Origin of the sequence: Paenibacillus sp. FSL H7-0690 (genome assembly GCF_037980415.1) — a bacterium.
Lineage (GTDB): Bacteria > Bacillota > Bacilli > Paenibacillales > Paenibacillaceae > Paenibacillus_AQ > Paenibacillus_AQ odorifer.
The window spans coordinates 5,191,018-5,206,243 of sequence record NZ_CP150281.1; the positions used below are offsets into that span (position 1 = coordinate 5,191,018).

The following is a 15,226-nucleotide window of genomic DNA, read 5'->3' on the forward strand; positions in this document are numbered from 1 at the left end:
GCTCCTCCTGTTCTATCCTTTCAACATAATAGATGTAATCTGTTTACTTCATAACATTTACAAAGGTATTGATTATTGTGATTGTTCAGACGTATAGATTATACTGACAACACGACATTAAATCAACACATGTCCACTTAATGAGGAATTAATAAGCCAAAATCTATTTTTATATAATACAAGGAGATGAACTAACAATGACAATCACTTCAGATAAAACAAACATTCTTATAGTAGGTGCAGGAGCAGTAGGTTTCTCTGTAGGTTACCATCTACACTTATCAGGCACCGATGTTACCTTTCTTGTACGAAAAGGACGAAAAGCAGACTTCGCTCCTCCTCAGAAACTATATTGCTATGACGATGCTACATTGAAAGATTTTAGCAACTTTAATGTCATAGAAGATATAGAAGAAATAGAACCTCAGCAGTATCAATTTATTATTATTACATTGGACGGAAATGTGAGCCGTTCACCAGAAGGCGTAGCTACGTTATCCAAATTGGGAGATGTCGTTCGTAATTCTAAAACTACGGTGATTATGAGTGCGTTTGGAAGCGGGATTCGTGAACATTACATTCAGTACATGAGAATTCCGGAAGACCAGCTGTTAAGAGGAATACTGGGTACGTTAAGTCATCAATCCAAGGCTGATTTGCCTGTGCATGCACCAACAGACCCCAAACTCATTAACCAAGCCATTGTCTGTTACAAACATCCGGCGAACAAGGTCGGTTTCCAGGTCGAGAACAATAATAAATCAGCTGCCAAACAATTTAGCGCACTGTACAATAACTCTGGGGTCTCACGCTGTGGTCAAGTAAGTCCGGCGATGTTCAATATTTACTCTAGTATAGGTTTTCCTGTATACGCTGCTTGTGATATCGTAGGTTGGCCTAAATTCTCAGCCGTTATTGCAAATAAAGATCTTTGGCAGCTCGCTTGCCGTGCTCAGGGTGAAATAGCATCCCTGCCCAAGCATGGTCTAATCGGTAAGATTATGAGTTTTGTGATGGGGCCACGCATGACAGCAAAAATACATCTCAAAATGGAACAAGATATGCTGCCGCTAGATTATCAAGCATTCAATCGTTTCCATCATGGGGGTAAAGTGAAGGCTCAGGATGTAGAATCTATACGGAATTCGATTGTAGAGGGAGAACTTCAAGGCCGGCAGATGAAGGCTTTAAAGGAATTATTGCAACGTGTTGAACATAATTAACATCCGCACAAAAAACAGTATTTCATCAAAGATGAAATACTGTTTCCGCTCCGAACATTCATAATAGCGAATAACATTTTCCTTGTTCAGCTTGGAAGGTTACACTTTCGTCCTTTGCTGCCCGCTGACTTCGTGCCACCCGTGCTGATATGCAGCATTCGGTCAGCCCACATATGGCAGGTCTGCGTAGCCATTGTTTCAAACATCAGCGACCATCGTCTGGTTTCTTCCCCTGCTCTTGGCCAAGTATAACGCCTGATCCGCCTTCTCCAGCAGCCCCTCCCGCTCCAATGTATGAAAAGGATAATGGGCGATTCCTAGAGAGATTGTAACCTGTGTCTCGATTGGCCCCTTGCTTTGTTCCATTGCCCGCCGGACTCTTTCAGCTATGATGAAAGCTTCCTCAGGTCTTGTGTGGGCTAGCAAGATGATGAACTCTTCACCGCCGTAGCGGTAGCAAACATCGTCTGGACGAACCGAGGTAACTATAACTTTGGCTACATGTTTCAGCACTTCGTCGCCGATGAGATGACCGTAAGTGTCGTTCACGAGTTTGAATTTGTCTACATCCAGTACAATGAGCGAAAACGGTTGTCCTGAGTCCATCCACTGACTCATCGTATACTCTAACGATCTCCGGTTCATTAAACCGGTCAGAGCATCCGTCGTAGCCTCTTGGGTCAGTTGATCCGTCTGCTTCTGAATATCCGTCACGGCAAGCAACACAGCCTTGGTCAGCAGATCTGCCTCTCGGCTCCATTGCGGCTTCGCTTCTGGCAATTCAATCTTTTCCTTGCCCATCCTGCTCACCAGATTTGCCAGGTACACAAAAGGCCGGGCCAGCTTGCGTGCTACGAGAATGACGCCCATCAGGAGGATAATGAACGGAAACAACGAATACCAGAGAATGGTCCGAAGGTGCCCCATCAGTTGATGATGGATGACACTAATCGGCGAAACGACCACAATTCCCCATCCGTTGGCTGGAACGCTGGAGTATCCGGCAAGCATTTCAACGTCACGGGTGTTACGCACTTGCTGTTCCCCACTCTCCCCATTCATGAGTTTCTGCACAACCTTGTTATTGCTGACATCCTCCCCAATGAGCTGCTTATCCGGGTGGTACAACAGATGCCCGCTTGAATCCACAATATAATAATAGGAGCCAGAATCGTCCACGTTATTGTCGCCAAAAATCATAGACAAAATATTGTTCTCCTGCAGATAAAATGTGCCGCTCAAAATACCGCGATATGTACCATTCTTGCTAAAAATCGGCTGACTCATAAAAACGATTAGTCTCTTTGTGGTTTGGGTCATGTAGGGGGAGGATATGTAAGGTTTTTTTAACGCCAGAGCTTCCAAACCGACCTTAGAAGTAATATGGTTTCCTGCTGACCCCAAACTAGTCGGTACTACATTGCGGATCAGCCCGTCGGCATCGAGCACGGCGATAGAATTGAAGTAATTGCTACTATTGCGCATCAGTTCCAAATTATCATCCACTTGCTTCGGCGTTGAGGTTTCGTCATCGGAGAGTGTGTCAGCACTGTATTCCAAACTGCTGCGCATGGACTGAAATAAGGAATCCATTGTTTTGGTCATTCGGTCAGCGTTGTAGTAATTCAGATGGAGTGTAGTCTCCATCAAGGACTGTTTTTTGGACTCGTAAGAGCCAATCAGAAGAATGCTTGAGGTTAGTAGAACCACCAGCGTGACCAAGCCCGTAAGCAGCGATGTGAGACTGAGCTTTTTACTTTGACACGGCTCAGCTCTTCTCAGTGTAAGCAAACCTTAACCCTCCTTGGTTCTTGAAAACTAGCTTAATCAATAATACAACAAATTAAGATGTTATTCGACAGTAATCAAAAGGCTCGGATCTCTCATACCACTGTGTTTACCGTTTGATATACGGCGGTTCATGAAATCTTCCATATTAAAAAAACTCCTCTCCAGAGCTTGTGATTAGACAAGCACTGAAAAGGAGTGTTATTACCCTGAGTCCTGTGTGTTTGAATGTGATTACCAGATATACAGAACCTTAGCTTTTGATGGAAGCTTTACTCAAGAAAAACAAAAAAACCTTGATTTCTCAAGGTTTTCACTGTGATGCCGAGGACGGGGGTCGAACCCGTACGGTACTCACGTACCGCAGGATTTTAAGTCTTGAAACGGTCTTAGTAGACCCTTTTCTATGCTACGGAAAGATCGAGCATAAAGCCTTTAACCATGCGGGTTAGAGTGCTTTTTTGTGTTCCATACTCTCTGCGTTCAGAGAATCGGATATGCAGCCATGTTAGCAAAAATGTTAGCAATTTTCCAAGCAAAAGCAATGTACTTCTACTCCCCTTGGTATAATATTGCTCTTCATTCCTGATAGTGTGACAAAAATGGTTTGTACGCTTACAAAAATACAAAAGTAGGAATTTAAGAACAAGGAATCACAAAATTTATGTTTCTACAGCCGACTACCTCAATACATGTGACAAAATGCCTCACTTTCAAGAATGGAATAAGAACCCAGCCAACGGGCATAGGTTCCGAGATTCTATGAATTTATTAGGTTTAAGACGTGAAGCCTCGTGTGGCAAGAGGTTAAAAACTTCGTTATAGCTTGCCTTTTATTTTCAGTTGTTACCAACAAAGTTAAGTTAATCCTCAATTTTTTTAAGATACTCTTCTAGTTTTCTACTCCATCTTTCATCATCCATCTTTTCGATACTAAATTTATTTTGAATTAAATTTCTAAAACTCACTAGTTTAGTTCTATTGTCCATGTTTAAACCCAATTTTCTTGTATCGATAAAAGCGCCATTAAATTTATCATTTCCAAAAGAGAAACTCGGAACACCAATACTTATGTAGTCATTTGTTTTTACCCAAGCTGCGCCCATTTCATTTAAACAAGCTGGGCTATCAAAATAATTGTCAGATAATAAATAAATCATAAAACAGTTATTATCAAGTTGATTTTTTAAATAGTCAGGAATATTTGCTGCCAAAGGAACACCATGTTCATCATCACTTGTAAAAATAATATCTTTACTTTTAACGCCTATGTCCTCGAGAAGGCCCACAAGAGCAGCACCATACTTCTCATCTTTAGATGAATGGCTGATAAATATTTTAGAGTTAACTTGCTCGCTAATATTACTATTCATAATATATTTTTTCCCGTTAAACTTCAAGCAATCCTTTGATTTAAAAATTCTAATTCCAAATATCACTTTTCCTTCCACATTAAACTCGCTCATGCAATAATTTAATTCTTTAGGGATTCGATTAATAATTTCTTGCAATCTTTCTTCAAGCCATACCCCTGTAATTCCGACTAATTCAAATTCGGTCTTAAAGTTTATCCCCCAAAATATGTAACCACCATCCGTATTAGCAAATGCGACCATCTCTTCTGCCATTTTATCAGCGGGTTGCACTGTAAAATAGTATTTAACATTTTTAGTTTCCTTTTTCTGGATTTTCTCTTTAAAAATATCATCCATGTAAAACATATCGATTCTCCTTTATACAAATAAATTTTTCAAGGGTATAACTTTTATTTGTGTAACTAACAATATATCTCCTAAAGTTAATTGTCTCGGAATATCCGTCGGATTATCAGTGTCAACAACCCATAATTCACTATTAGTTCTTAAAAAATTAGGTTCGCTGTCATAATAAAAAATCACTTTTTTCTTATTGCTTGGGCGGATAATCAAGATAATATTATCGCCATCTTTATTTTTAATGGTGTCGTAGGCAGTTGGTGCAATTTTCCTCTTACTCTCTAATTTATATCCGTTTGATATTAAATAACTCGAAACTCTTTGTTCGGATATGCTCAACATCTCTTGAATTTTTTGATAATACTCGGAGAGCCCAGTACTAATATATTTTAGAAATGCCCTTTTTCTTTCAGGGGTTTGTTTTGTATAATCTAGATATCGTTGCATATCGGTTTCATTATAAATTGACAGCTTAGCCAGATTTTCAAATATTTCGGTAACATCCATACCTTCAAATTCATTTATTAATTTTAAATCAATATTTTTTTCAATTTCTACTGTCTTTTCCAATCCATTTATTTTTTCTTGCATTTCATTTAATTCTTTTTTCAAATCTATAATTTTGGACTTTGCAGCGTCTAATGAATCACTGTTCGTTTCCTCTAAGAACTTATCTTTTTCAAGTCTTGCAAAGTAGTTATCTATATGCTCGCTATTTGAACACAGGTCCATTCTCATTCCAAATAGTACAGGGAATATATTTTTAGAATCTTCTTCATGTTCTAACATCCAAAAAAATAATTTGTCATATGTATCTTGAAGTGTTTTTTCTCTTTCAAGACTGCCTCTTGATTTTTCCTCAGATAGTTTTTTCGTTATGATATCTGTAATTTGTACTGCAATATCCTTATTACCGAATTTACCAATTAAATCTTTAAAAATAGATTTTGATAAATCTAAATTTTTATGAATTAATTTATTTTCCAAATCGCCAGCCTTAATTTCAGTTTCATTTAATAAACCCGTATATACACCTCTTAGCGTTACATCAATTTCGTCAATAAAACGATTGCTTAGGGTGCAAAGGAGATTTTTTTGATTAACAAATATTTTTTCATCCTTCCAAATAGAAATTTCTAACTTTTGTAATAAATCAATAAATTGATTCAGCCATTCGAAGGCATTCACTTTTAAATTATTGAGTAGTCCGTTATTAATTGGCAAAATAAGTTCTATGACCTTTTGTATAGAAAGATGTGATTCCTTATAAATCTTATAAAGTGATTCACAGAGTTCATACTTTGGTAAATCAATATTGCTGCAATACATCATCAAATCATAGAAATCTTTCTGACAGTCTTTTATGAAATTTTTCCTAATGCCAGTATCCATTTCTTGTTTTATTTCATCATTGAAATTAACGTTAAAAATGAATGGAAACTTAATTTCCTGCATCGATTTCATTCCGCCATTGGCAGTTTCGATAATAGGTTTCTTACAATATATATTTTTCGATTCGAGACAATACTTTTGACTAAGCTTATCTGTGTTATTTTTTTCTTCCATATAACAGAGATTATGTATATCCCTAAAAGAATCGGAAATCAAAAAATCGATAATTCGACCGTATAAAAGAATAGCTTCATCCAAAATAATGTTGTTTGTATTATGTATTTGTAAAGAATCACGGTGATCTGTGACTTGAAACGATTCAGCATTTATTACAAACGGTAACCCAAAGTATTCACTTCCTATCAAAGGGTATCGGCAGTAAATGCGCGAACTATTTTCAGGATATCTCATTATTGTTTTATTCTTATAAATAACTGCTATCTCAAAATTCATTTTCAAATGCTTAATCAAAAGAATTTCTTCTGGATTCTCATTGATCCGAACTTTACTAAAGCTAACAAATTCATTTTTAGAGTAATCATCATCACGATTACGGATATATTTAACGCCATTTATTTCAATAGACTTTATTTTACGGCTAAAAGATAATAATAGCGGGATATTTTTTTCTAAATCCATAATTCCTTGTACAACAGGAGATTTATTTTCGTCATGATGTTCTGCTAAAGATTCCAAAGCATATCTGAAAGTTGTAATATTAGCAAGATTACCGTCCGAAGCCGGAGTTTCATCTATCTTATCCAACTCTTCTAGTGCTTCAGAAATATGAGCTTTGAGTATTGGTATGGCTTCTTTATATACAAGACTATTTTCCCAATTACTTCTATCTAAATTGAAATCCAAAGGTATGCGTTCTTTATTTTTATTAATGAAAGTCCCTGTAATATTAATTTTTTTTGACAATAAATGCGTGGTAATAAAGCCCGTACCAAACTGACCACCTTTTTCAATATCTTCGGTTTTAGATGATTTTTGTAGAATTAAGCCTCTAAGCGATTCATTATCAAAAGGATCACCCGTATGAGAAAATGAGACCATCTTTTTTTCGATATCATGTTGGACATAGATATCAACCGGAGTGCTGGAAGTGTCACAAGCATTTTGAATCAGCTCCCAAATCCATCTGCGAACAGTATTATCATCAGAGCCATTAAATACATCATATAGCTCTTTGTTTATTTTGTTGGCAGAAATATCAATAAGGTCTTTTCTATCCATATTATCACTACCCATGTAATAATCCCCCTCATCTTCCTGATTATTAGTAGTTATCTATATATTTGAATTAATCAGAGTAGGCTAATAGCTATTTATAAGATTATCATTTATCCCTTTTTCAGAAAATAAGAACTTATAAAAACCATATATTTCATATGAGCTATCTGATACCTGGTTCATAAAAAGTTCAATAGTTTCTTTAAAAGTCATAATATCACTCTTTCTTCAAGGAATTTCACATCAGCTTCGATTTATTTTAAGCCAATCGCTTGATTTAAAACTGAGGTAGTAGAATTTTGAAATCCCTGAATGATAATTGCAAAAAGACCACTCCCGAATAATATACTCACTACGATCAAATAGACGTTTAAGAAAATCAGTGACTGCGAAAATGATGTTCGTTTATTGATCCAACCAAGAAATTTAAAAACAAAACTCTTCGAGCGTTTACTTTTGTTCAAAATTAGATGTGTTGTATGAAAGACTTCAAAAGTAAGCAGAAGCAAAGATAAAAAGGAAAGAAACAATAAGGATAGTGCTTGTCCTAAAAGGAATACTAAATCCATTGTATTTTGAAAGGACAACTCCATGATACGTGACACAATGCCATTCATTCCATTTTGGATTATTTGCTCTTTAACTAATCCAATTCCTTCAGAATTATAAATGGGAAAATTCGTAACACTTATAGCCCCTATAGCCCCTACCCAACAAAATACAGGAGTCCAAAGTGCTCTTTTATATTTGAAATCTAATTTCTTAAATATATTTTTCTTTTTAAGGTTGTATATTCGATGCGCAGCAAGTAAAGCCATTGCAACAAAAAAGATAGTTCCTGTCCAGAAGATAAGAGATTGATATCTTAAATAGATCACCATTGTAATGACGCTTAGAATCATTCCTATGAAAATAAAAATTTGAGGCTCTGAAGTTGACTCACTCTTCTGTACTGGAGTAATTAAAACCACTTTCTCATTCTTTTTTGTATCCGGTGCTATATTCAAAAACTTTTCTCGTAAATCATAGTTAAACACTTGGTCCAACGCTTTTGCAATTTTACTATTATGAAAAATTTCAAATCGGCAGCCATTCTGCTGGCATACCGCTTTACATCGAAGTATTTCATTAGACTGAGGTTCAGTATTTACAAATGCTATACACAGTGCTCCTTCAGCTCTTTGCAGCTCCAAAAGCTGCTCAATACTTTTAGCGATATCCTCATAAACTTTTCCGAATTTAGAATCAGTCGTCACTTGAACATAAATAAGATCACCTTCGTCAGACTCCTTCCACATATCAGGTGTACCCTTTCTAGTTTTGTAAGTACCCTCAACTGCTCCACTATGAATAAGCCCATCCCATTCATGATTCATTCTAGGTAACAACTCAAATGCAAGCCGCTGTAATTCTCCTCCACTCAATCGCTTTAACATATACTCTGTATCTATCAAATTCTCTACCACCTCTAGTAAAGTTAAATGAAATTAAGTGATCTAAGACCAGATCAAAAAGTAAGCACTTCTGTATGTGTTAGCTTTCCCCTTAAGTAATACTCAGTGTACACTTCCTTCTTTGCCGCATTAATTTCATAATATACGCCTAACCCGTATCTACAAACATGATCAGGATGACTTGTACCATCAAATGACCAGACATCATCGAATCTATCTTTAGTTAGGGCAATTAATCTGTTCTTATCCTTAATTTTTGCAGATTTCCTATTTGATGATTTTTTCATCTCTAATGCGATTAAATTATCTTGATATATATTCTCGCCTCTACTATGGATTATGATGTCACAATTAATAGGTATAGCTTCAATGTTCTCATTTATTATAGTCTTTACTTTTCCATTGTTTCTGTTGTATTCAACATCTACATAGTATTCTGAATAAGTAGTTGCTTTTAGCGCCTCTTGAAGATAAATCATTAACGATCCACATAAAGTTCGTTCGGATACACCACTGAGGATTAATTTATCTTGTTCTAAGAGAAACCTTGTATTGGCTTTCTCAAACAAAGGAATTAGCTCCCTAATTATCCCATCCATTTTTGCATCCCCTCACTTTATCCAATTTCTTTCCAATATTTCAAAATGCACGTTAGCCCAAGGTTTTTTCCATTCCTGCAGATAATTTATGTCATTTGATGAAGGAGTCATCTCACACTTATCTATAATAACCAGTGAAGGCATTACAATCGAATCACCAATTAATATCGCCTCCCCTTCTTTTAGGGTTGAAAGCGAATCTGTAAGCGGCCCTAAGTTATCCGGCAACAAACGTTTAACATAGTTTTGATCGTCAGGATTGGTTAGCCGCATAGCAATAAAATTATTACATTGAGAAAAAATTGTTTCTGATATCTCAGACGGTCTCTGACTAACTATCATTGCAGAAACTCCATACTTCCTACCTTCTTTTGCTATACGTTCAATTGAAACCCGGCAAGAATTGTACTTTGCAGATTGAATTTTCGGAACATATTTATGTGCTTCTTCATAAACAAGTAGTAATGGTGTTTTGTCAAAATCTTCACTGAAACTTTTTTTGAAATGATAACCATATTCAAATAACAATCGAGAGATTAATGATACAGTAATACTCAAGACTTCAAAAGGAACTCCACTTAAATCAATGATTGTTATATTATGATTTTGTATACCCGAATCATTTTTAACATTATATCCCAAAAATTGAGTGATTGCCTCTCTAAATCCAATTGTCTCAGCCTTGTCTTTTAATAGAAAAGCTAACCTTTCATCATTAAGCTTGTTCTCCATCCTTGAGATAAAGTTCAAAAAATCACCATGATTAGGCCCATTAGAACTGGCACTAGAAGCTGGTTCTAATAAGCCTTCAAACATTAGGCTGATATTGTCTTGATTTATCTCAAGTTCTTTTTCGTCATGGCCTTTCCAAACGATTTTGTTGGATTTGTTTTTCCGATTATTGTTTTTGTTTTGAATATAGGTTAAAACTTCATTGATGCTGAATTTATAAGGAGCATCGTATGTAATATGCTTTGGATTTACGGCAGGATTATGTTTTCTTTTGTTAAGTACCACAGCCTCTTTAAATACATTCCGCTGATTATGATCGTTAGCCTCCGTGTCAATAAATAATTCTTGAAGTTCTTCACTATTCATTAGCCAATATGGAAGAACTAAATTTTCAATATCGATGTAATTAGCTTTTGGAAATGCTGATAAATACTCTGAATGAATATCAAACAGGACAATATGCGAGTTATTCAACCCCTGGAATTCACATCCATCTTTTTCAAGAATAGCATTCTGCAATATTTTTGCTACAGTGTGTGATTTTCCTGATCCAGTTGAACCAACAACCGCAATATGCTTATTAAAGAACTTATTACCGTTCACAGGCACTTTAATACTCACATCTTGAGACAATGAAGAAAAACAGAATCTCTTCTCAGTTTCAATATTCTCATAAATCCCTTGAATTTCCGTCATCTTAGCAGGCTCAACATCAGTCGGAGGTATTGCTATATTATTTCCTCCTCTTGTAAAAACACCATCCGAATCCAGGAACCCGATCGGCATTGCTTCCAAAATATATTCATTCTTTTCATTCTCATTTTTTTGAATTGAAAAATTCTCAATAATACAAATTAATGCACAGTCTTCGCTATCAGATACTCTTAGATAAGTACCAACTGAAAACTTATCACTTTCTAGCTTAAACCTTTCAATATCACTAACTTCAATTTTAATTTTGTTAGGAAGTACCGAAATGACCCTTGCTAATTTTTTTTCTGTTTCAAAATTCCCCATAATGTAGCCCTCCTAAGTAATCATTCTAGCTATCTGCTCAACTTCATCAATTTGTATTTGATAATGTCTGGATTTCAATAACTTTTCTACATTTAATAATGCGGCTGTATCTAAGTAAAAATGATAGACCTCTTGAAAAGAAATAGTTGACATGATTTCTTCCAGAGATTTATATTCCACTATCTTGACCATCGTGTTCTTTTCGATTGCAGTTAATTTTTCAATTCTGAATTTATCACCATTAAAATACGTTCCATCATTGAACATTATTTTTCTATCAATCAATGTCTGCTTTATTAAGTTCAATTTATCATTACAGATATCTTTAAAAACAACATAAGGTGGGGGGGATTTATCAGGACGATGAAATTTTTGAAATATTCTTCCTACTATTGTCAGCAAGACAAATTCATCGCATCGATCATCGACAGGTATAATAAACAGTCTTTCGTAATTATCAATATTTAATTTTTTCATAGTAAAAAAACTCTTTTTCACAGTCAATTCATACTTTTCTTTGCTAAGGAAATCGGCATATGCTGCATGGAATATAACATACTTAACATCTTTTAAATAAGAATGAAGCGATCCGATATTTAATTTTCTTTCACTTCTATTTTGTATTGCCATCTCTAAAAGTTTTGAACGAAAAATTGAATGATAGTATACGGCTGTTTCCATGTTTTTACAACCAAATGTTTTATTTATTAAGCCTATGGTTTCTTGAAACTGTGTGCTATAGTCATTAGTAAATTTGATGATAAAGTTTCTTAAAAAGTTAATTTTAAAGGTACGATTGTAGATTGACTTCTCTGCTCCTAAAATTCTGTCTAATTCACTAAGTTTCAGTACCTTATCTTGTAAGGGCATATCCTTAAAATAACAATATAAAGAATATTTTTTTTGGTTATTCTTTTGAAATAAGTTCATTAACTGAATTATCGGTTTTCTAACTTTGCTCTCAGAGTAGGTTTGAGTTTCCTTATGTTTAACTTGTATCACATAATCTTCGTAAGCAATATCCTGAACTTGTTCAAAGTTAATATCGCTTTTCGGATTAATCAATATGGTCATTAAAGTCGAATCAAATTGGTAAAGGAATCCTTTTATAGCGTAATACCCTCCATCGGACTCATCCTCTAATAAATCCGTAGCACCTCTTTGCACTGTATCCACTCCTTCCAAGCACAATATCATGAGAACAACAAATGCTACTAGTACCTTGACCTCATAAAATTTAAGGTTTGTTTCAAGTTCTATGTATTGCTGTTACATAAGTAATTGAGAGTCTTCATAACTTAAATCTAATCCGGTCAAGGTACTAGATGCTATTAGAATTAAAATTCGACAATTTCCTCCATTTCCCTTTTTTGATGATGATTATTTTATACTTTGAAATTATTAACAAATCAAGCGTACATCGAACAAATTCAATTCTATATTATATCCCTGATACCTATGCTTGATAGGTAGCCCTCGCGAGAGGCTAAACTAATACAAGAGTCGGACACAATTAAATGTGTCCGACTCTTTATTTCCCCAAAATATTATCAGGAGGCGTTATTATGAATCACCATAACAATGAAGAACTAAAGAAACTGATATCCGAGTCCTTAAGAGAACGGCCTGACAGCTATGCTATACAGCGACTATTTCAAGAATTCCCCACGACAACAGAATTAATGGATGTATCTGAACAACAATTAATGAGAATAAAAGGGATCGGTATGGGAAAAGCTCGACAGCTTACCGCAATGTTAAAGTTGGCCAGACTGCTCACAATTCCAGCATCGCAAGAACAAGTTAAAATACGTAGTCCTAAAGATGCATTTGAACTGCTTGAGCCTGATTTCAGATATTCTACAAAAGAATACTTCACCTGTCTGTTCCTCAATACAAAAAACCGTGTGATTTCTAAGGAGATTATATCAATAGGCTCTTTAAACGCCGCTATTGTGCATCCTAGAGAAGTATTCAGGACCGCAATTAAACGCTGTAGCGCCTCACTCATTTGCGCTCACAACCACCCGAGCGGAGATCCGGAGCCGTCCATCGAGGACGTTAATCTGACAAAACGACTCATAGCCGCTGGGGAAATCATTGGAATAGAAGTCCTTGATCATATAATTATTGGTGGCAACCGTTTCTATAGTTTGAAGGAGCATGATCATTTATAAAAATACATTAACTCCTTTGTATATTCCTCAAATAATCAGATGTAAAGACCTCTCTTAAGTGCTTTTATCCACGGTTTAACCACACTGCGTATCAATTCTCTACTATAGGCATTGAAATCCGCACTATATCCTGTTGAGCCTCCTTCCAAAAAATTCTATCGTTTGATTAGGGGTGAAGGGAAATGAATAGCATCGAATCTATTGGGGAAAACATTAGGATTTTACGGTTGAAAAATGGTTTCAGTCAGGAGCAGCTTGCACTAAGTGCAGGGGTAAACACATCTTACATTGGGCAGATCGAACGTGGAGAAAAGAATCCTACGATCAAAATATTAGAACAAATCTCAGTTGCTCTGGAGATCACCTTAGTTGATTTATTAACTTTGTATGATCCGAAGGGAGGTGTGAGAAGCGGTTGCCATCCGTCAGCTTTAACTATAACCCCTGAAACCATTAAGCAGTGTCTACTGGAAGTATTGATGGACAACACAAACATGATTATTGAAAACAAGAAAGAAACTTAAAGGGAAGTTGGTCTTTTAGTTATTGAAAAATAGCATATCAATCATATTGGAGGAAATATAATGATGAACAGTGCTTCAGGCAAGCTTACATTTGCCCAAGAACCTATAGTCTTAGAGAATCCTATTAAGGGCTATAGAAAATGGTACTACGGCTTAATTCCTGTATCATGCATTGCTTTTATGATAATCGGAGGTCTGGGATTTGGTTTGTTTATTGGTTTCATTATTGGATGGGCTTTGGCCTATATGATTGTAAACGGAATGGCCGGAGTGAGGTTATTGAAGTTAAACTTCGCAAATCATCCTATGTCGGCACTGATTACAAATGAACAGTTATACGAGCGGTTGGGTACTTTCGCCCATCCTGATTTCTCAGTTGAAAAAGGGAGGGGGCGTGTTCGCTTTGTATTTAAAAATAAGACTGTGCATACAATCTGGATTGACGAGAAAAAACAGACGTATTCTGTCATTTCAAAATTCAAGAAAAAGAGTATGATTACTAATCGGCATAATCCAGGTATCAAAGAATACATACATGCCTATAATGCCAACCCTATTGTTCAGAATGCTGTTAATTCAGCAACTCTATCCTTCAAAAAACAAGAAGGTACTATTCTTCAAAAGACATAATTCAGATTGTATTGGAGGATCTAAAGCCATGATTGAAATATACGTTCTTCTTTCTATACCGTTTGGTTGGAAATTCATAAGCAAGCTACAACGTAACATCACTGTATTTACAACAATCTCTAATTATATCGTTTACAAAGTCATCTTGTCTGTATTTGTTGGCTGGGCAGTAACGCCGTTTTACTTGATCGGGTATCTATTAAAGTTAGTTCGAGTGTTCAAACCACCTTTAAGCAATAAGCAGCAAACAAAATAGAATCATCAGTAGAGGGGGGGAGCATTAGCTCTTCCCGTTTATTTTGTGTTAATCCCTGAGAGGAGGTGAGATTCATGGATAAAGCAATTGAAACTGCCGGGAAGTCAGCACTGACCGCAGCAGGTGCATTAATTGGAGGAGGAGTAGGAGCTGCGCTTGGCACAGCAATTTTCCCCGGTGCAGGAACAGCCGTTGGTTATTTCTTTGGTGTTGGATATGGAACACTCAGCAGCCTTAAAGCTTGGAAACTTTAATCAAAATAAATTATTGGAGGAATGAGACGATGAGTGATTTTTGGGAACGTGTAGCAGAGTCTGCTGTAGATGCAGTGAACCAAACGATTGAAAACAAATTCGATGTGGTCGAAACTGCACAAGATTTGTACGATAAGTATAGAGAAGAAGAATAACGAAAACTAGTCACTTGAAGCCCGTAAATTAATTTATGGCGGGCTTCATTTTATTCAAAAAAAGATTTACCCAG

Annotated in this window: 13 protein-coding genes; 6 read left to right on the forward strand and 7 right to left on the reverse strand. The window is 35.9% G+C overall.

Annotated features, from left to right (window positions below; translation table 11 throughout):
• Window positions 1-197: 197 nt before the first annotated feature.
• Window positions 198-1,223: a 2-dehydropantoate 2-reductase N-terminal domain-containing protein gene (locus MHI32_RS22890; protein WP_076218836.1), complete on the forward strand. Its 1,026-nt coding sequence runs from the start codon at window positions 198-200 to the stop codon at window positions 1,221-1,223.
• 198 nt (window positions 1,224-1,421) lie between these two features.
• Here the strand turns inward: MHI32_RS22890 and MHI32_RS22895 are convergent, their stop codons facing one another.
• The 7 genes from MHI32_RS22895 to MHI32_RS22925 all read right to left on the reverse strand — a co-directional run bounded on the left by MHI32_RS22895 (window position 1,422) and on the right by MHI32_RS22925 (window position 12,323).
• Window positions 1,422-3,014 (reverse strand): sensor domain-containing diguanylate cyclase, encoded by a 1,593-nt coding sequence (locus MHI32_RS22895; RefSeq protein WP_340010958.1) that lies wholly within the window; start codon window positions 3,012-3,014, stop codon window positions 1,422-1,424.
• 860 nt (window positions 3,015-3,874) lie between these two features.
• The gene (locus MHI32_RS22900) at window positions 3,875-4,732 is read right to left on the reverse strand and encodes an RNA-binding domain-containing protein (RefSeq protein ID WP_239715259.1); all 858 of its coding nucleotides are present in this window, start codon (window positions 4,730-4,732) and stop codon (window positions 3,875-3,877) included.
• A 12-nt stretch (window positions 4,733-4,744) separates the two neighbouring features.
• On the reverse strand, window positions 4,745-7,372 hold the full coding sequence (locus tag MHI32_RS22905; RefSeq protein ID WP_340010961.1) for a hypothetical protein: 2,628 nt from the start codon (window positions 7,370-7,372) through the stop codon (window positions 4,745-4,747).
• Between the two features lie 236 nt (window positions 7,373-7,608).
• Entirely contained in the window at window positions 7,609-8,808 is a 1,200-nt protein-coding gene (locus MHI32_RS22910; RefSeq protein ID WP_340010962.1) for a hypothetical protein, read from the reverse strand.
• A gap of 53 nt (window positions 8,809-8,861) precedes the next feature.
• Window positions 8,862-9,407 (reverse strand): hypothetical protein, encoded by a 546-nt coding sequence (locus MHI32_RS22915; protein WP_340010964.1) that lies wholly within the window; start codon window positions 9,405-9,407, stop codon window positions 8,862-8,864.
• 12 nt (window positions 9,408-9,419) lie between these two features.
• On the reverse strand, window positions 9,420-11,156 hold the full coding sequence (locus MHI32_RS22920) for an ATP-binding protein (protein ID WP_340010966.1): 1,737 nt from the start codon (window positions 11,154-11,156) through the stop codon (window positions 9,420-9,422).
• 12 nt (window positions 11,157-11,168) lie between these two features.
• Window positions 11,169-12,323, reverse strand: a complete 1,155-nt coding sequence (locus tag MHI32_RS22925; protein ID WP_340010968.1) for a hypothetical protein — start codon at window positions 12,321-12,323, stop codon at window positions 11,169-11,171.
• A 398-nt stretch (window positions 12,324-12,721) separates the two neighbouring features.
• Here MHI32_RS22925 and radC point away from each other — a divergent pair, with 398 nt between their 5' ends.
• The 5 genes from radC to MHI32_RS22950 all read left to right on the forward strand — a co-directional run bounded on the left by radC (window position 12,722) and on the right by MHI32_RS22950 (window position 15,152).
• Window positions 12,722-13,333, forward strand: coding sequence for a DNA repair protein RadC (radC, locus tag MHI32_RS22930; RefSeq protein WP_340010970.1), 612 nt, complete (start codon window positions 12,722-12,724; stop codon window positions 13,331-13,333).
• A 182-nt stretch (window positions 13,334-13,515) separates the two neighbouring features.
• Window positions 13,516-13,857: a helix-turn-helix transcriptional regulator gene (locus MHI32_RS22935; RefSeq protein WP_340010972.1), complete on the forward strand. Its 342-nt coding sequence runs from the start codon at window positions 13,516-13,518 to the stop codon at window positions 13,855-13,857.
• 60 nt (window positions 13,858-13,917) lie between these two features.
• Window positions 13,918-14,487, forward strand: a complete 570-nt coding sequence (locus MHI32_RS22940) for a hypothetical protein (protein WP_340010975.1) — start codon at window positions 13,918-13,920, stop codon at window positions 14,485-14,487.
• Window positions 14,488-14,817: 330 nt separating this feature from the next.
• A complete protein-coding gene (locus tag MHI32_RS22945) occupies window positions 14,818-14,997 on the forward strand; it encodes a hypothetical protein (protein WP_340010977.1) in 180 nt (59 codons plus the stop codon).
• A 29-nt stretch (window positions 14,998-15,026) separates the two neighbouring features.
• Window positions 15,027-15,152 carry a hypothetical protein gene (locus MHI32_RS22950; RefSeq protein WP_340010979.1) on the forward strand — a complete coding sequence of 42 codons (126 nt, stop codon included), beginning with the start codon at window positions 15,027-15,029 and terminating at the stop codon, window positions 15,150-15,152.
• Window positions 15,153-15,226 lie beyond the last annotated feature (74 nt).